Origin of the sequence: Enterococcus sp. ZQ21 (genome assembly GCF_030053755.1) — a bacterium.
Taxonomy (GTDB): domain Bacteria; phylum Bacillota; class Bacilli; order Lactobacillales; family Enterococcaceae; genus Enterococcus_B; species Enterococcus_B lactis.
On sequence record NZ_CP125658.1, the window covers coordinates 1,664,179 to 1,681,982 of the forward strand.

At 38.7% G+C, this 17,804-nt stretch carries 17 protein-coding genes; 2 read left to right on the top strand and 15 right to left on the bottom strand.

Features of this window, described 5'->3' with window-relative positions; all coding sequences use genetic code 11:
* Positions 1-95: 95 nt before the first annotated feature.
* Both QK255_RS08040 and QK255_RS08045 read right to left on the bottom strand, forming a co-directional pair.
* Positions 96-1,304 (bottom strand): CCA tRNA nucleotidyltransferase, encoded by a 1,209-nt coding sequence (locus tag QK255_RS08040; protein ID WP_002290186.1) that lies wholly within the window; start codon positions 1,302-1,304, stop codon positions 96-98.
* 111 nt (positions 1,305-1,415) lie between these two features.
* Positions 1,416-1,748: a nucleotide pyrophosphohydrolase gene (locus tag QK255_RS08045; protein WP_002290184.1), complete on the bottom strand. Its 333-nt coding sequence runs from the start codon at positions 1,746-1,748 to the stop codon at positions 1,416-1,418.
* A 147-nt stretch (positions 1,749-1,895) separates the two neighbouring features.
* Here QK255_RS08045 and QK255_RS08050 point away from each other — a divergent pair, with 147 nt between their 5' ends.
* Positions 1,896-2,771 carry a YitT family protein gene (locus QK255_RS08050; protein WP_002290183.1) on the top strand — a complete coding sequence of 292 codons (876 nt, stop codon included), beginning with the start codon at positions 1,896-1,898 and terminating at the stop codon, positions 2,769-2,771.
* Positions 2,772-2,848: 77 nt separating this feature from the next.
* On the opposite strand, the gene QK255_RS08055 is transcribed toward QK255_RS08050, so the two are convergent.
* From QK255_RS08055 to QK255_RS08100, 10 genes are all read right to left on the bottom strand, one after another.
* Positions 2,849-3,430: a ReoY family proteolytic degradation factor gene (locus QK255_RS08055; RefSeq protein WP_002290182.1), complete on the bottom strand. Its 582-nt coding sequence runs from the start codon at positions 3,428-3,430 to the stop codon at positions 2,849-2,851.
* A 5-nt stretch (positions 3,431-3,435) separates the two neighbouring features.
* The gene (locus tag QK255_RS08060) at positions 3,436-4,695 is read right to left on the bottom strand and encodes a tetratricopeptide repeat protein (RefSeq protein ID WP_002290180.1); all 1,260 of its coding nucleotides are present in this window, start codon (positions 4,693-4,695) and stop codon (positions 3,436-3,438) included.
* Position 4,696: 1 nt separating this feature from the next.
* Positions 4,697-5,743: a hypothetical protein gene (locus QK255_RS08065; protein ID WP_002329100.1), complete on the bottom strand. Its 1,047-nt coding sequence runs from the start codon at positions 5,741-5,743 to the stop codon at positions 4,697-4,699.
* Between the two features lie 233 nt (positions 5,744-5,976).
* Positions 5,977-6,252 (bottom strand): non-specific DNA-binding protein Hbs, encoded by a 276-nt coding sequence (hbs, locus tag QK255_RS08070; protein ID WP_002290178.1) that lies wholly within the window; start codon positions 6,250-6,252, stop codon positions 5,977-5,979.
* Between the two features lie 242 nt (positions 6,253-6,494).
* A complete protein-coding gene (gene der, locus QK255_RS08075) occupies positions 6,495-7,805 on the bottom strand; it encodes a ribosome biogenesis GTPase Der (protein WP_002290177.1) in 1,311 nt (436 codons plus the stop codon).
* Between the two features lie 181 nt (positions 7,806-7,986).
* Positions 7,987-9,216: a 30S ribosomal protein S1 gene (gene rpsA / locus QK255_RS08080; RefSeq protein WP_002290176.1), complete on the bottom strand. Its 1,230-nt coding sequence runs from the start codon at positions 9,214-9,216 to the stop codon at positions 7,987-7,989.
* Between the two features lie 134 nt (positions 9,217-9,350).
* Entirely contained in the window at positions 9,351-10,031 is a 681-nt protein-coding gene (gene cmk, locus QK255_RS08085; protein WP_002290175.1) for a (d)CMP kinase, read from the bottom strand.
* A gap of 48 nt (positions 10,032-10,079) precedes the next feature.
* Positions 10,080-10,715, bottom strand: a complete 636-nt coding sequence (locus QK255_RS08090; protein WP_002290174.1) for an SAG1386/EF1546 family surface-associated protein — start codon at positions 10,713-10,715, stop codon at positions 10,080-10,082.
* Positions 10,716-10,780: 65 nt separating this feature from the next.
* Entirely contained in the window at positions 10,781-12,184 is a 1,404-nt protein-coding gene (locus QK255_RS08095) for a RecQ family ATP-dependent DNA helicase (protein WP_002290173.1), read from the bottom strand.
* Positions 12,171-13,202, bottom strand: a complete 1,032-nt coding sequence (locus QK255_RS08100) for a helix-turn-helix domain-containing protein (RefSeq protein WP_002290172.1) — start codon at positions 13,200-13,202, stop codon at positions 12,171-12,173. Before QK255_RS08100 ends, QK255_RS08095 begins: the two co-directional genes overlap by 14 nt.
* A gap of 30 nt (positions 13,203-13,232) precedes the next feature.
* On the opposite strand from QK255_RS08100, the gene QK255_RS08105 reads away from it, so the two are divergent.
* Positions 13,233-13,454: a ferredoxin gene (locus tag QK255_RS08105; RefSeq protein WP_002290171.1), complete on the top strand. Its 222-nt coding sequence runs from the start codon at positions 13,233-13,235 to the stop codon at positions 13,452-13,454.
* Positions 13,455-13,616: 162 nt separating this feature from the next.
* Here QK255_RS08105 and QK255_RS08110 read toward each other — a convergent pair whose 3' ends face one another.
* The 3 genes from QK255_RS08110 to QK255_RS08120 form a co-directional block, all read right to left on the bottom strand.
* Positions 13,617-14,354: an alpha/beta hydrolase gene (locus QK255_RS08110; protein WP_283341523.1), complete on the bottom strand. Its 738-nt coding sequence runs from the start codon at positions 14,352-14,354 to the stop codon at positions 13,617-13,619.
* 154 nt (positions 14,355-14,508) lie between these two features.
* A complete protein-coding gene (locus tag QK255_RS08115; protein WP_002329098.1) occupies positions 14,509-15,849 on the bottom strand; it encodes a M20 family metallopeptidase in 1,341 nt (446 codons plus the stop codon).
* 232 nt (positions 15,850-16,081) lie between these two features.
* Complete coding sequence (locus tag QK255_RS08120; protein ID WP_002290168.1) at positions 16,082-17,605, bottom strand: YfcC family protein; 1,524 nt, start codon at positions 17,603-17,605, stop codon at positions 16,082-16,084.
* Between the last annotated feature and the right edge of the window lie 199 nt (positions 17,606-17,804).

The following is a 17,804-nucleotide window of genomic DNA, read 5'->3' on the forward strand; positions in this document are numbered from 1 at the left end:
TATGTAAGTGGTCACATTTTATGTTTTTTCTTCTAATGACGTATCTGCCCAGTTTAAGTAGCTAGCCAAGCTGAGCAGATACAGTCTAGCGTTTTTTAAATCAATTTTTCTTTCGATAAAAAATCCAAAACCTGTTTTTTATCATTTTCTATTCTTTGTTCTACGACAGCTTTTTCAGCTGATTGCAAAGCTTCACTAACCCACTTGCCAGGTTTTTTTCCACTTTCTTCCAGCAAGATTTTACCATCTACAGCTAATTCGCTTAATGACTTGATAGGTAAACGATCATAGGATTCTTCTACGACATCCATCTGTGGTGTTTCATCAAAATAAGTCATCAATTCTTCTACTTGCAATGCATGCTCTTTGCCTAAGAAGTATAATTCAAACGGTTCTAAAACTCCAGTTTCTCGTTGACGCAGTCCTTGAACAAGTGCTTGGACATCCTTGATCATTTGATTGGAACACTTCCACGATTTCAAAAAGGAGCGGATTTCATTTTCTTTTAGATCCAGTTGACTGATTAATAATGTCCATGCTTGACTCTCTTCTTTCAATGGAACGGAAGGTAATTCAGCAAAACGTAAAAGTGCTTCACCTTCTTCTCTCAAACCAGGGCAGCAAATATAACATTCTGTTTCAATGAATGCATGGATTCCTGCAGACCGTTCATTTCCCAAAAGCATCTTGATGAATTCCACATTTATACGTTCTACAGATATTTTGCTTAATAGCTCGTGGTTTTCTTTGATGGCGTAGAAGGTTTCTTCCTCTAATTTGAATCCTAATTGACTGACAAAACGCAACCCGCGCATCATTCGCAAGGCATCTTCATGGAACCGCTCATGAGGATTGCCTACAGCTCGCAAGATTTGTTCTTCTAAATCTTGCAGACCATCGAACAAATCGATGATTTCGCCGTCTTCTTTCAAAGCAAAGGCATTGATTGTGAAATCTCTTCGTTTTAAGTCTTCTTCCAACGAACGAACGAATTCTACATGATCTGGTCTGCGGTAGTCCTGATAAGTTGATTCCGTCCGAAATGTGGTGATTTCATATTGTTCATCGTTTTCTAATACCAATACAGTCCCGTGTTCGATCCCGATATCTATCGTTTTTGGAAAAAGCTGTTTGATTTCTTCTGGAAATGCGCTTGTTGCGATATCCACATCATGGATCGGCTGGTTCAGCAAGATATCACGAACACTTCCACCTACAAAATAAGCTTCATATCCTGCATTTTCTAATTTTTTCAGAACTGGAATTGCCTTTTGGTATTCCAGAGGTAATTGTTTTAATTTCATTTTTCCAACCTTTCCTGTGTGTTTCTTGTACTGAGATAAGTACTCAGTTGCATGATGCCTGATTGATACGTCCGTTTTAGCGGCTTCAAAGCACAACCCACTTCATCTTTTTTACTTATCCTTCCGTTCAAAGCGGTTATGGTCTCTGTGATTGAATTTTTCCATATTTTTTTCAAAAACATCAGTTAAGTCGATATTCAATGAATTAGCCATGATCATCGTAACGAATAAAACATCTCCAAGTTCTTCTGCTACCGAGTTATCTGGTTCCGAAGCTTTTTTGCTTTTTTCTCCATAAGTGTGGTTGACTTCTCTGGCCAATTCACCTACTTCTTCCGTTAATCGAGCCAGCTGAGCTAATGGAGAGAAATACCCGACCTTGAATTGTTGGATATATCCATCTACTTCCTGCTGCATACTGTATAAAGAACGTTTTTCATCCATCTTTTTCCCTCCAAAACTATCTTACCAAAACTTTAACGCAAATCCTAGATAAGAGCAATTGAGAAAATCGAATTTCCATGCTACATTTAGGAAGGATTTTCTAAATAGAGATTCTGTGAAAATACATAATTGAAAGCTGGGATTCATATGGCCACACGGAAAACAGTAAAAGAAGTACTTTTTATTATTATAGGAACGAGTATTTACGCATTTGGACTTGTTTATTTGAACATCGCTAATCACTTAGCAGAAGGGGGCGTCTCAGGGATCACCTTGATCTTGAGAGCTTTATTCGGAATTGATCCAGCTTATACGACTTTATTAATCAATATCCCGTTGATTTTACTAGGGGGAAAGATCCTCGGAAAACGTTCTTTAGCCTACACTGTTCTAGGTACACTCTCTTTGTCATTCTTTTTATGGATCTGGCAACGGGTTCCGCTAGAAATCAATTTACAGCATGATCTACTGATCGTTTCTCTACTTGCGGGTTTGGTTGCAGGGGTAGGAAGCGGGATCGTCTATCGGATGGGTGGAACAACAGGCGGAAGCGATATTATCGCTCGGATTTTAGAACAAAATTACGGCATCTCCATGGGGCGTTCTCTATTGGCATTCGATATCATCGTCTTGCTTGCTTCCTTAACCTATATCGACTTGAAACGCATGATGTATACATTGATCGTTTCCTATGTTTTCAGTCGCGTAATTGATTCAATCTTGGATGGTGGGTATTCTGCAAAAGGTCTGCTTGTCGTCTCTAACAAAAGCGAAGAAATTGCACCGCTGCTGATGACCGGTCTGCAAAGAGGTGTCACCTTCCTCTCTGGCGAAGGCGCATTCTCTGGAAATTCAAAAAAGATCATCTACATGGTCGTTAGTTCTAGTGAATTAACGGAAGCCAAGAGAATTGTCCACGAGATTGACGAAAAAGCTTTTCTGTCGATCATTAATGTGCATGAAGTTGAAGGGCAAGGGTTTACCTATTTGAAGCCACAAACAAGATTACTGAAAAAACGATAAAAAAGACAAGGGGTAGCTGTGAGGAAAGATTCCAAATCCAGCTGCCCCTTGTCTTTTTTGGTATGATTCATTTTTAGCTAATTATTATGTTCACTTACTCGATTATTTTTCTTTTGCGTCTGCAAAAGGATTTTTCGGTTGACTTCATCAGACAATTTCAAAAATGCATCCCTGTCTCCATCTTCTAGCGCTTGATCGATTTGAGCATAAAGCATATTTAGTTTTGCTGCTTCTTCTTTTTCTTGAAAATATCGCTCGATCAATTCAGTATCTTCTTCACTGACAGAAGCATCCCAAGAAGAAAATGGATTATCTTCTAAGATCGATAGATATTCTCTTGTCTGCCAAGCATTCTCAAATAGACATTCCACATATAAGGGTTTCTTCCAATTCAATCGGATCTCATGAAAAATCTGATCTGTATCCGTAAATTCTTTTCCCTGCAAAAACAATTTCATTGGTTCCCCTTCAACAGATAGATCACTGATTTGCAGACCTCGATCCGCAAAATTTGCCCCTTCTACAAAGTGGACATTACTTAAAATCGCTTCATGATTGGCAAGATAATTCAAGACCCAAAAAACTTCTCTTCGGCTAAAAGATACATGATTGACCATCCACGTTAAAAAATTCTTCTTTTCCCGTACATCAATTAGCATTTTTCTCACCTCTCTGTTAGATCATCTAATAATGACAGTGCCTCCATATCTCCTGGTTCAAGTTTTAAATAATGAGTCAATAATTCTTGCGCTCTTTTTAGCTGTCCTTCTTCTCTTAAGAAAAAGGCATATTCTTTCAAGAAATCTGGTTCATGAGATAGTTCATGATAAGCTTGTTCATAGTGTACAGCTGCAACTGTGAAGTCTTCTAATTCATTATAAGCATGCGCTAGATTCCATTCTGCATACGGATTAGCAGTTTCTTCCATCTGATTGATCACTTGTATCACATCTTCATATCTTTCATCATCCAAGTAAAGATTGCTTAAAGTAAGTAATGTTTCATCTTGTTTGTCTCCTACTTCTAAAGCTTTCAGCAAGAGTTCCTCTGCTCGCTGTTTGTCGTGGAGACGAAAAGCATTTTCAGAGGCTAGATGATAAAGTTCAACTTGGTAAGGATTTTCTTTGATTCCTTCTTCTAACACTGTTTGCGCTTCTTCAACCATTTCTTCTTCTTGAAGAGCTTGTCCTAGATATAGATATAACGATTGATAATGCGGATTGACTTCTCGAAGTTCTTCCAGATAGTTGATTGCCTGCTGATTTTCTTTTAATTGGAGATTCGTAAAGGCTAGCTGAAACAGTCGATCATCTGTCTTTTCTTCTTTCAATGCTTCTTCTAAAGGTGCGATAGCTGCTTCAAATTCACCTTGCATGCTTAAGGATTGCCCTAAACGTTCTTGCATCGAGATTCCTGACATCTCGTTTATCCCACTTGCCAACAATGTTTCATAAATCACTGCTGCCTCTTTGAAACGATCGACTGAAAAATACAATTCAGCTAGTGCAAACTGGATCAACGGTTCATCCGGTAGCAACCCTGCCGCTTCTTTCAATTTTGCTTCACTTACTTCAGGAATCCCGATGACTTGGTACAAATCAGCTATCGCCAATAAGCTTTGCGGATAGTAATCACTTTCCTTATCCACTTTTTCCAAGTATTCAAAAGCTAGGTCAATCTCATTGTCTTCGATTGCAATTTCTGCTAGGGGGATGTTTAGTCCGTCATTTTCTGGATATTGGTTGATTAATTGTTCAAAAATCTGTTTTGCTTCGATCAAAAAGCCAATAGCTAGCAATTCTTCCCCTAGTTCAGCTAATATATCTGCTGGATCTTCTTTTAATGCTTTTTCTAAAAAGAGTTGTGCTTGTGCCAGATCTTCATCTGATAAAGCTTGCAACATTTTTTCGCTATTTGTATTCATTTCAATTCCCTCTTATCTCGCTGACGATTTGTTGAAATACCGTCATTGTTCTCAACAATTCTTTTTCGTTTGGTCGTTGGTATCCGTCTATTATACCTATTTTTTCTAAAACAAGTATTTTTTTGCTTTTTCCTGCCAAGAAAAGGACTTTTTCCAAATACTCCATCTTTGAAATCTGTTCTAACCATTGGATAGGATAGCCAAGCAAGTCTAGCCATACAAAAAAATTTTTTAGTTGGAAATCAAAAGGATAGGCTTGGAGATTCCACACGAAATGAAACATCATCCCTAAAAATTTTTTCATACTAGCAGAAAGCAAGTGCCCATTTTCAGTCAGATAAAAAGCTTGTTCAAACAGTTTACCATAATTTGACAGATTTTCTGCCTCTAATTGATAAAAATAAATCATTTCTTCGATCATCCCGGCAAATGGCCGGGTCGTTAATTGCTTTTTATTTGGATAGTTTTTATACAAATTTTGTAAAAAACGGTGATCACAAATCATTCCGCAACAGATAAAAGTCAAAAAGTCAATCTGTTTTCCGTCCACTTGCCGCTCGCTGATCGTTTGATCATAAACGATGCGTTCTGGCATGTTGATGGTTTGCAGCACGACACGATTCGGTAGCTGCAAAATCGTTCGCTGTGGAGTTAATGCTCGGCTCAGCGAACGGATCGACACAGGAATCAGCCAAAGTGATGAATCAAGGATTGTATGTTTTTGAAAAAAACCTGCCAGATCCATGATCCCTTCATTTCCAAATCCGATAACAAACATGGATTGATTTTCGGGATAGCGTTTGGTGAAATCAAGCAAATTCTTCAATTCTGTTAAATGATTGCATTGAGTATTGGCACAAATGTACCAGTCATTATTTGCCTGATTTGCAAATAATGGGTTAATCTTATCTGCAAACAAATCATAATAACGCTGATTTGTTAAAAACAAGATGGGTTGATCGATTGAAAGTGCTCTTAGTTGATTGACAAGCGTTTCTCCGTAGAACACTTTCGTCAATGCTTCTTCTACTTGATAATCAAGTTCCATGCGCATCCCTCCTCTTCTTATTTTTATTTTACCATTAGTAAGCAAAATCTAGAAAAGATAAGGGCAAAGTCCACCTCTTAACTTGGAAATAAATAAAAATTAAATAAAATACACGTGTTTTTTTATGTATGACATGCGGATTCGAAATCTTTGTCTCTTAATTGACTTTTTCTGCTAGGAAATAAAAAGAAAAGCACTTGTAGCCCTAGAGCCACAAGCGCTTTTTTACTGTCTTATTTAACAGCGTCTTTTAATGCTTTACCTGGTTTGAATGCAGGTACTTTGCTAGCTGGAATTTCGATTTCTTCACCAGTTTGTGGGTTGCGACCTTTGCGAGCTGCGCGTTCGCGAACTTCAAAGTTACCAAAACCGATTAATTGAACTTTTTCGCCGTTAGCTAAAGCATCTTGAATAGTTGAAAATACAGCATCTACTGCTGCAGTTGCATCTTTTTTAGTTAAATCAGTAGCTGAAGCAACTTTTTCGATTAATTCTGCTTTGTTTGCCATGGATAGATTCACCTCCTCCACAAGAGATATGATAGAAATATCATTTAGTTAAAACTTTCTGAGTGGTCCAGAAGTTTAAAAAGAAATATTGATTAACTTCAATATTCTGTTATCACGATATCATATGAACCGCTTAATAGCAAGGTTTTTACCAATTTTCATATGCTTTTTTTAGTCATAGAAACGTAACAAACAAAACTGTCTTTTTCTTTTGAAAAAAAAACGTTGATATGGTAAAATGCCTATTTTCTTCTACGAGGGATGATTCGAATGGATGTCCCTTCAAAAGTAAATGCTTTTCTGATTTGATTTTCTAAGAAACGCTCATAAGAAAAGTGCATCAATTCCTCTTCATTGACAAAAACAACAAATGTAGGCGGTTTGACAGCAACTTGTGTGGCATAAAAAATCTTCAGCCGTTTTCCTTTATCTGTCGGTGTTGGATTGATGGCTACAGCATCCATAATGATATCATTCAAAACAGCAGAAGAGATACGAAGATTCTGGTTCATACTTACTTGTTCGATCATTTCAGGAAGACGTTCCAACCGTTGTTTAGTCACTGCAGAAACAAAGACGATCGGTGCGTAATCTAAATATCGGAATTCATCACGGATTTCTTGTTCGAAATCACGCATCGTATTGGTTTCTTTCTTCACAAGATCCCATTTATTCACAACGATAATGACACCACGACCAGCTTCATGAGCGTAACCCGCTACTCGCTTGTCTTGTTCTCGAATCCCTTCTTCCGCGTTCAGTACCATCAAAACGATGTCAGAACGGTCGATCGCACGCATCGCACGCATCACGCTGTATTTCTCAGTATTTTCATATACTTTTCCGCGTTTACGCATGCCGGCTGTATCGATCATCAAGAATTTCTGTCCACTTTCAGAAACAAAGTGAGTATCGATTGCATCCCTTGTCGTTCCTTCAATATCCGAAACAATCACACGTTCTTCTCCTAAAATCGCGTTGATCAAAGAAGATTTACCAACATTTGGGCGACCAATCAAACTAAACTTGATTGTGTCGTCATCCTCTTCTTCAGTCTCTTCAGAGAAATACTTCACTGCTTCATCTAAAATATCGCCAATTCCTAGTCCGTGGCTTCCTGAAACAGGATAAGGATCGCCTAGTCCTAAAGAATAAAATTCATAGATATCATTTCTCATTTCCGGATTATCTACTTTATTGACTGCTAAAATCACTGGTTTATTACTTCTGTATAAAATTTTCGCAACCATCTCATCTGCGTCTGTCACGCCTTCGCGTCCGCTGACGACACAGATGATCACATCTGCTTCTTCAATCGCGATTTCTGCTTGATGTTTGATCTGATCCATAAAAGGTTCATCACCAAGATCAATTCCGCCTGTGTCGATCACGCTAAATTCTCGACCTAACCATTCGCCTTTTGCATAAATACGATCACGAGTTACTCCAGGAGTATCTTCGACAATCGAGATACGCTCACCAGCGATGCGGTTAAAAATCGTAGACTTACCGACGTTCGGGCGGCCAACGATTGCAATTGTTGGATTTGCCATATTATTTCCTCCTCACAAGTTTCCAATCTCACTTAGTTTAACGAATGCAATGCCAACTTTCAAGCATAGATTGTCAATTAAACGAAGTATTTTTATTCCTTAATGAAATACTCACCGCTTTTCAAAAGAAAAACTGAGACAAAAGCAGCTGCTTTCATCTCAGTCACAGATACAAAATCAATTATTTTTCAGAATCATCGGTTGCTTTTTCTTCTACTTCTTCTTTCAACGCATCCCCTAAAATGTCTCCCATAGTGAATCCAGTATTTTCTTCTGGTAATTCATAAGACTCCACATTTTTTGGTTCTTCTTCTGAAGCTGGTTTTTCTTCTAAAGCTTTGATGCTCAATGCAATACGATGTTCTTCTGGATGGATCTCCAGTACTTTCACTTTCACTTCGTCGCCTTCATGAAGTACTTCGTGAGGTGTGGCGATATGTTTATGTGAGATTTGAGAGATATGGACTAGTCCTTCTACTCCAGGGAATACTTCAACAAAGGCACCGAAACTTGTTAGACGTTTAACAGTTCCGTCCAATACTGCTCCAACTGGGGCTTTTGTATCGATTTCTGACCAAGGTCCAGGCTGTGTATCTTTGATTGACAAGGAAACACGTTCTTGTTCAGGGTTGATAGACAACACTTTGACGTTTACTTCGTCATTAACAGCTAACACATCACTTGGTTTTGCTACATGACTATGAGAAATCTCTGAGACATGGACTAGACCGTCAATTCCGCCTAGGTCGACAAATGCCCCGAAATCAGTAAGACGTGCGACACGTCCGCTGAGAACATCTCCCTCATGAATCGTTGAAAGGATTTCTTTTTTCTTTTCTTCTCTTTCATTTTCAACTACCGCTTTGTGCGATAAGATCAAACGATTTTCTGATGGTTCGATTTCAATGATTTTAAAGCTCAATGTTTTGCCTTTATAATCTGAAAAATCCGCAACAAAATGATCTTCCACCATTGATGCAGGGACAAAGCCACGCACACCGACGTCAACGACTAAACCGCCTTTGACAACATTTGTAACAGGTGCTTCAATTACCTTGCCGTCTTGGAAATCTCTTTCAATGTCTTCCCAAACTTTTTTAGCATCTAAACGGCGTTTTGAAAGAAGATAGCTGCCGTTTTCTTTATCTTTGCCAATCGTACTGATAACGACTAAGTCTAATACATCGCCGACTTTCACTACTTCGTTGATATCTTCTACTGGTAAAGTTGATAATTCTTTTGCCGGAACGACGCCTTCAACTCCGGCCCCTTCGATTCCGACAATTACTTGTTTGTCTTCGATAACCAAAACTTCGCCCTTAACAACATCGCCAACTTTTACTTCTTGGACGCTTTTCATTGCGTCTTCCATTGACTGGTTGTTCTCTTGATTTTGATCAAATTCTGTCATAACACTTGTCCTCCTAACCAACATTCTGCCGTAAGTACGGTACTGTTTTTAGTTTAATTGATTATTCAAAAAAAATAAAGCGATTTCGTTCGTTTTCCTTGAAAAAACAATTGTTTTTCAGTTTTTTTCTTCATTTAAAAAAGAAGATATCCCTTTTCTAAAACGACGGCTTTTATCGCTGCAACGACTTCTGGAATGGATTTGCCGGTAGTATCGATACGAACAGCGTCCTCTGCTTGCTGCAGCGGAGAAACTTCCCTTGTTGAATCATAATGGTCTCTTGCCTGTATCTCTTTTGTTAGTGTTTCAAGATCAGTCGGAATCCCCTTTTCTTGGTTCTCTTTGAATCGTCTTTCTGCACGCTCACTTACGCTTGCTACTAAAAAGATTTTTACTTCTGCATTCGGCAATACAGCTGTCCCGATGTCTCTTCCGTCCATCACAACGCCACCGCGTTCGCCTATTTTCCGCTGGATAGCAACTAGTTCTTCTCTGACTTTCCCATGAGCAGAGACTTCTGAAACAGCTTTTGTGACATCTGGCTGACGGATTTCTTGTGTGACGTCTTTTGATGCTGTGAATACATGCTGCCCATCTTCTTGTTGTGAAAAAGAGATAGGATACTTTTTGATCAGTGAAACTAGTCCTTCCTCATCTGAAAAAGATACATTATTCGTAATAGCTAGATAAGTCACTGCGCGATACATGGCACCGGTATCCGTATAAATATAATTTAATTCTTTTGCTAAGATTTTGGCAACGGTGCTTTTTCCAGATGAAGCAGGTCCGTCGATCGCAATACTGATTTGTGTCATGATATAACTCCTTTTTCTCAAAAAAAAAGCCGCAAAGCGCGGCTATTATTATTTAATTCTTAATTCTTGACCAGGGTAAAGCATAAAGTTGTTTGGATCTAAGCCATTCAATTCAAACAATTGGTCAGTGGTGATTCCTGCACGCTCAGCCACTTGTTTTGGACCTTCGCCTGCTTGAACAGTCGTTGTCGTACCGGCTACAGCTGAGGAAGAAGGTGTTGTTTCTGCTGCATTGCTGCTTGAATCCCCTGCTTGATAAGTTGTGTCACTTGAAGAAGAAGGTGTTGTCTCTGCTGCAATACTGCTTTCTGACGTTACCCCTGTATCTTGAGAAACAGTAGATTCTTCCGCCATTGTACTAGATTCTACTGTTGAAGTCTCAGTTGACTCCTCTTTTGTTGTACTTGTGGAACTTTCTACTACTGATGTCGAAGTTTCAGAAGAAGATGCTGCTGTTGCATTGTTGCTTGATCCGTTTCTGATCCAGAAATAAGCACCTGCTGGAATAGCGATACATAAGACTAGTAAAATCAAAAATAGCGAAAGAAATAATGTATTTCCTTTCTTTTGTTGTCTCTGAGAACTTCTTGATGAAACCTCATCCTCTGTATCATAGATTGGTTGTTCCCATGGTTCTTGTGTTTCGTTATTTTCTGTAGATTGATGTCTATCTTTTCTGCTCACTGTTTTACCTCCTAAACTCTATCGTGTGTATTATACCATAGGAAAAAGTGTCTTGTCCTAAAAAATCAATGTTCCATGTTTTTTTTAAATAAATTTAGTAAAATCGATTCCCAATGAAGCGGTTCAGTCTTAGAAAAAGCCTTTTTCTTTGGTAGAAGTTCTACTTTTGCGCCATCAATATCACAACAATTCTGCGGCTTTTTGGAAAGTTCTTCCCCAAAATAAGCCAAGATGAATTTTCTGCGGCAGTCTTCTTCATGGATATAACGAAGCATCTGCTGCAGGCGGAATTCTTTTTCTTTTTCCTGACGTTTGAGCCGTTCCACCCAATTTTCTGGTTTTTCAGACTGCTGGATCAACTCCATCCATTTTTTTTGCAGCTCATCAAATGGCGCTTGCTCTGCTGCATATTCCAAATAAAGCTCAAAACTTTGTCTCTGTTCTCTAGAAAGTTGATTAAAGAAATAATGAATACGTTCATCTCCACTTTGATATAAAAGGATTGCTGCACTTTCTTCCTGATCTCTGCCTGCTCGACCGATTTCTTGTACATAGTTTTCCAGACTGTCTGGCAAATCGTAATGGATCACATAACGAATATCAGATTTATCGATCCCCATACCAAATGCGTTCGTAGCAATGAGAAACTGCAGCTGATTTTTTACAAACTGTTGCTGAAGCTGTCTTCTTTGAGCTGTGTCAAGGCCACCGTGATAATATCCAACTGAAAAACGCTCCCTGAATAAATGATACAAACGTTCGACTTCTTTTTTTGTTGCACAATAAATAATTGCCGCACCATGTGCACTTTCCATGAATTGTTCAAGTTCTTGTTCTTTTTGCTGCGTTTTTCGAACAAAAAGCGAGATGTTTTGTCGATTGACTGATTGTCTAACCTCTTTTGGCTGTCGATCAAATAGCACCTGACGTATATCTTTCGCTACTAAATCTGTCGCTGTCGCGGTTAGAGCCAATGTGACCGGGTTTCCTAAATGCTCGCGGATTTTTCCTAACTGTTGATATTCTGGCCGAAAATCAACTCCCCATTGTGATACACAATGTGCCTCATCCACTACATATAGCGCTATATCCTGTTTTTTCAGCTGCTCTAAAAGAGAAGGGTTAGTCAACATTTCCGGACTCAAAAATAAAAATTTATATTGCGACAGATGACGGAGAACGTATCCTCTTTCAGCTCGCGAAAGCAAGCTATTGAAAGCAGCTACTCGTTTTTCCCCTCGTTTTTGCAGTTGTGTCACTTGATCTTCCATGAGAGAAAGTAGCGGTGACACGATGAGAACCATCCCATCCGTTAAATACCCTGTTAATTGATAGCACAGGCTTTTCCCCGTTCCTGTAGGCAAAATAGCGAGAGTATCTTCTCCATCAAGCAACGCCTGAATAATTTCTTCTTGGCCGGGTCGAAATGAATCGAATCCAAAATATTTTTTTAATTCATTTATTAACATTCTGTATCGCTTCCTTTCTCAATAGATAGATTTGATACAAACGAAATTCTCCATAATCTAATTGTCCATCTACATTCCATTCGCTGAAGCGCCACTCTCGCACGGAATCCTTATTTGGTTCCAATCGTTCGACCGTTTCTTGAGAGAGAACCCGCTCGTATGGAAAATCATCAAAAAACAAGGCCCACTCAATAAGATGATCTGTTACCGTCCCTTTTTTTAAATGACGGATTGCCATGATCTGGTCAATTGTCTGACCATTCATAAACATCTGCTTGGTGATCATCATGCTTTGATTGAAATTTTGCTGTAATAACGGATCAATCAACACATACCATAGCGAATCTGGCCGTTCTTCTATTTGTGCGAGCAAAAGATGGATACATCTGCTTTGTTGTAAATAAACAGCTGCCTCATCATTGGTTTTTGCTAGCTGATACGGCAGAAGTCCTGTTCGATCATTTCCAGAGAATTGGTTAGCTAAAAAATTGGCTGCTCCTTCTGGTATCTCCGAAAACAGCTGCGCTAAACTTTCATACGCGCTATCAATCAAAATTCCACGTGGCAATCTGCTTCCACTAAGCCATTTTTTCAGTTGGAAAGTATAAAAAGGACTTGTCTCTGCTGGAAGATAATCTTGGTTCCCAGATGCCAGATTAGAAATCACTTGAACAGCAAATTTGATGAGCCGCCAACTAGTTTCCCCAGTTCGTCCATATCGGTCAAAACGCAAACCAGTATATTCTGTGTGAAGTTCAGACAACCTATCTGCTCCTGCAGACGTTAGTTTTGCTTCATTTTCATTTATTTCGATCCATCCTTGCTGTGCAAGTTTTTGCATAATCTGATAAAACTTGTCTTGCTTCAAATCTGGAAAACTGTTATGAGCAAATAAAAGTTCGTGAGTAAATCCGAAAATAAGTACTGAAGTCGTTCGTTTTCCCACAAGGAGCTGGTAAAGAGAGCTGACTCGCAGCTTGTTTCTTGATGAAAATAGCGATAAAATAAAAACAATCATATTATTCTCCTTAAGTTAGGATGGTTAGAAATGTCACTACTATGTAAACTTGTACCTGAACGCTGTATTGCATGCGGTCTTTGCCAAATCGAAGCGCCGGATATTTTCGATTATGATGAAGAAGGAATCGTTTTATTTGCCCAAGAACCAGAGGCTCATCAACAGTTCGTCATGCCGGAAGAAGAAGCGTATGTAAGAAAAGCGTATCAGAAGTGTCCAGTCCGGGCGATTTTATTAGAAAATAAAATGTAAGTCAAACTAAGCTTTAAAAATGGATACTAGATTTTCTAAACTTAAAGATAAGCCGGGATCTGTTTCTCCCGTTCTGTGAAATCCCGACTTATTTTGAAGGTTATATTTACTATCTATTTATTTGACTTGTTTTTTTCATAGACCCTATAGGTCCCATTTCGGTTATTTCAACTTTTTCAGCCAGTTTTCCAATGTATTGACAATCACAGTTTGCTGATCTGCGTTAGAAATTTCTGCTTCTCCATCTCCTTTTTGCTCACCATAGCTACCAAAACCTCCATGGTTCCCGCCGTTGATTGATACATACTCTGTTCTTTCTGGTAAGTACTGCTTGGCTTCTTCATAAGCTTTCTGATTCAATACTTTATCTTTAGTTGCTGTAATGGATAAAACTGGGACAGCTGATTCTTTCAATGTTCCTTTTTTATCGGGATAGCTTGCCATGAAGAATACCCCTTTTAAATGACTGTCTGAATGATTCTTATTCGCATATCGACTTGCCATGACACCGCCTAAAGAGTGACCACCGATCGCATAATCGGAATCTGGAAAATCTTCTTTGATCTTATCCGCTTTGTTTCCACCTATCACTGCTAGATCAAGAGGCATTTTGACAATAGCAACTGAGTAGCCGTTTTTTGCTAAATCTTGCGCCCAAATACTATAACTTTCTGGTTCTATGAGAGCACCAGGATAAAAAATAAGTAATGGAGACTTTGCCTGATTCTTTTTCTCTCCTTCAAAAAACAAGTAATCTTCTTTGTTTCTTCCTTCTTTTACCACCTTTTGTGCTTCTGACGATGGTTCGTACGTATTTTGCTGTATATAGTAATAACCGCCTCCGCCAAGTAATCCTAAAATAATGACTAAGCCAATTAGTATTCGTCTAAATATTTTCAATTTCTCCCACCTTTTCTATCTGAGTTTATACCTTCTTCTCAATCAAGTATGATTATACCTTAAAAAAAATAAGAGAAAAATGCAAACTTTCCAGCACTAAATAAAAAAGACGGAATATCCATTCGAACATCCGCCTTTTTTATATGATTATTTTTTATTTAGCGCACAAACGATACACTGCTTCTGCATAAATTTCCATTGCTTTATACATACTGCTTAATTCCCATCGTTCATTTGCCTGATGCATGAAGTCAGGAGTATCAGGGAACATCGCACCGAATGCCACACACTGGTTCATCGTACGGGCAAACGTAGCGCCACCTGATACAAATGGTTCAGTCATGTCTCCAGTAATCTCGCGATATGTCCCCAATAGGTTTTTCACTAACTCACTGTCCAATGGCACGTATAATGAATCTAGGAAGTCAAACTCTTCATAAGACAACTCATATTTTTCTACTGTTTTAGTTAATTTAGCTACTAAATCCTCTTTTTTGAATGTCACAGGAATTCTCATATCTACACCGATTTTTGTTTGTTCTGGTGTGATTTCCAAACTTGCAAAGTTCATCGTTAACTCACCAGATTGTTCATCTTCTGTCTTGCCCACGACTGCTTCACCAGTTGCATTTTCTTGAACTAATTTTCCTAAGAAATTGATTGGGCCAAAATCGAATACTTCTGAAAGAGCGATTGCCAGACGAGAAATAGCATTCACTCCTTGTGCGGCATCTTTCGCGTGGATACTTTTACCAAGAACGACGATTCCTTCGCCTTGTTCTTCGAAATCGAATCCGTGTTTTTTCAATGCTTCTTTTACTTCAGAAATCTTTTCACCAGAATAAGGAGCTGCATCAGGAACAACATTCAGCGCTCCGCCAGCTTTTACAGAAAAATCGTTCGTTCCAGGACCTGTCAAGTAAGCTTGTAGTAAGCCTTTTTCCGCATAAATTAAAGGGAATTCAGCGTCTGGCGCAAATCCTTGCGTAATGCCTTCTTCTTTCTCGTTATATTTTTCTAAACAACGCCACAAATTTTCTTCATCTGTACCAAAGATAAAACGAATACGTGTTTTGAATTCCACACCAGCGTCCATCAAAGCTTTTACAGCGTACATTGCTGCAATGGAAGGACCTTTGTCATCTTGAGAGCCGCGACCAACTAACCAGCCCTCTTTTACGGTTGGATCGAATGGTTTCGTTTCCCAATTGTTTTCGTCGCCTGCCGGAACAACGTCCATATGACACAAGATACCGAATAATTCATCTCCTGAGCCAATCTCTGAATAACCGTAATAGCCTTCTGGATCTTTAAATGTTCTAAATCCTAGCTTTTCACTGATTTCCAATACTTTGTCCAAAGCTTCAATCACTTTTTTACCGAAGGGGTGTCCTTGCCCTGAATCTGCTTCATCTAGTACGGAAGGGATTCGGATCAATTCGCTCAATGATTCTAATGCTTGTTCATGATGTTGTTCTGTCACAAATTGTTTCATGATTTTAACCTCCTAATATGTTAAAAAGGGTTATGTCAAATGCCTCCGACACAACCTCTTCATCTCTAATAATGACGTTTTAAGCCTGCTCCATCAGCAAGCAGAATGTTCTTAATGATGAAAGAAAAAACACTCACTGAATGGAGCAATCGACTTATCCACGTGCTTATTGATAGCCGTATATCGGTTTCTTCACTCTTATGATAGACCTTGTACCTGTATTTGTCTAGGTTTAGAACATTGCTGCTACACCTAGGATCACACAGATGGCTACAAATAATATCGCAATTAATTTACCAGTAAATTTCCACCACACTGAAACATCGAAACGAGCAATCGCTACAGCACCCATTACGATAGCAGATGTTGGCGTAATCAAGTTTACTAAGCCAGACGCAGATTGATAAGCAGTGATAACTAAATCCTTCCCTACACCGGCAAATTCACCCATAGGTCCCATGATTCCCATTGTTGCAGCAGCTAAGCCAGAAGTTGAAGGAATCAAGAATGACATAGGAATATAGAAAATAAATGTAATGATGATAAATACGCTTGAAGATAATGAACTTAATCCTTGTTCGCCCCAGTGTAAGATAGTATCTGTAATCAAACCGTTGTTCATAACCACTTGAATACCACGAGCAACAGCTACTACGATAGCTACACCAATCAAGTCAGAAGCACCAGCTAAAAATTCAGAGACGAATTCAGATTCTTTCATACCATACGTGATTGCTACGACGATTGACATGACTAAGAACAACATAGTAATTTCTGGGAAGTACCAGTCACCTAGTGGAAGCATGCTTTTACCTAAAACAGTTCCTAGCACCGGAAGATTTGTTAACCAGTTTGTCAATGATTCAAAAATTGTGAAATTCGCATTCAAGGTTGTCCAAGGAATCAAACTGATGATCATGATACCAAAAGTAATGAAGAACAATACATTTACATGTTTTTGTTTTTTCGTGATTACTTCTTGACGACCGATTGCTTCGATATCGAAATGTTTCATATCTTCTTTACGTTGATTGTATACTAATGATTTTGTTGGATCTTTTTCGATTTTTGATGCATAGCGATACACATATACAATAGAAATAGCTAACAAAATAACGAACATCAAGAATCGAAGACCAATCCCTTCACCCATCGAAATCCCAACAGCTTGCGAAGCTACGCCGGTTGCGAAAGGATTGACCGTTGAAGCTAAACAGCCTACTTGAGACCCTACTAATACGATGGCTACTGCTACCACTGTATCAAAGCCTACTGCCATCATAACTGGGATCAGTAAAGCATAGAACGGAATCGTTTCTTCTGCCATTCCGTAAGTAGATCCGCCTAATGCAAATAACAGCATCAATACTGGAATAAGCATTTTTTCTTTTCCTTTGAATTTCTTCACAACTGAAGCGATTCCGGCATCTAGTGCACCTGTTTTGTTGATAATACCTAAAAATCCACCAACAACTAAAATGAAGAAAGAGATTGGGATTGCAGCAGGTGTTTCTTTAGTTAGCTCCCCCGCTGGTACACCTAGCATCCCATTGATTGGTGCCATGAAAATATCCCACAGCCCTTGAGGATTTTGTTGTACTCGTTCATATGATCCAGCGACAATGTTGCCTGCATCGTCTACACTATAGTGCCCAGCTGGTATAAACCAAGTAAGTACAGCGATTACTGCAATAATAATGAATAAGACCGTATACGCTGAAGGCATTTGAAATTTTTTCTTCTTTGTTTGTTCCATCTTCTTCTTCCTTTCTTTTCCGTTAGAGACATCATTTTTGGCTCTAATGTTATTTTATCAAAAAGAGTATCAGAACAAAAATAATAACACGCATTTTATAAAACTTTTGTTCAAAAAGTTCGTTTTTTCCTATTTTCTCCCCCTTTTCTTAGGTTTTTAAAGCTTTCTTCATTTTCATTGTAGCGTTTCCTTTTTTATA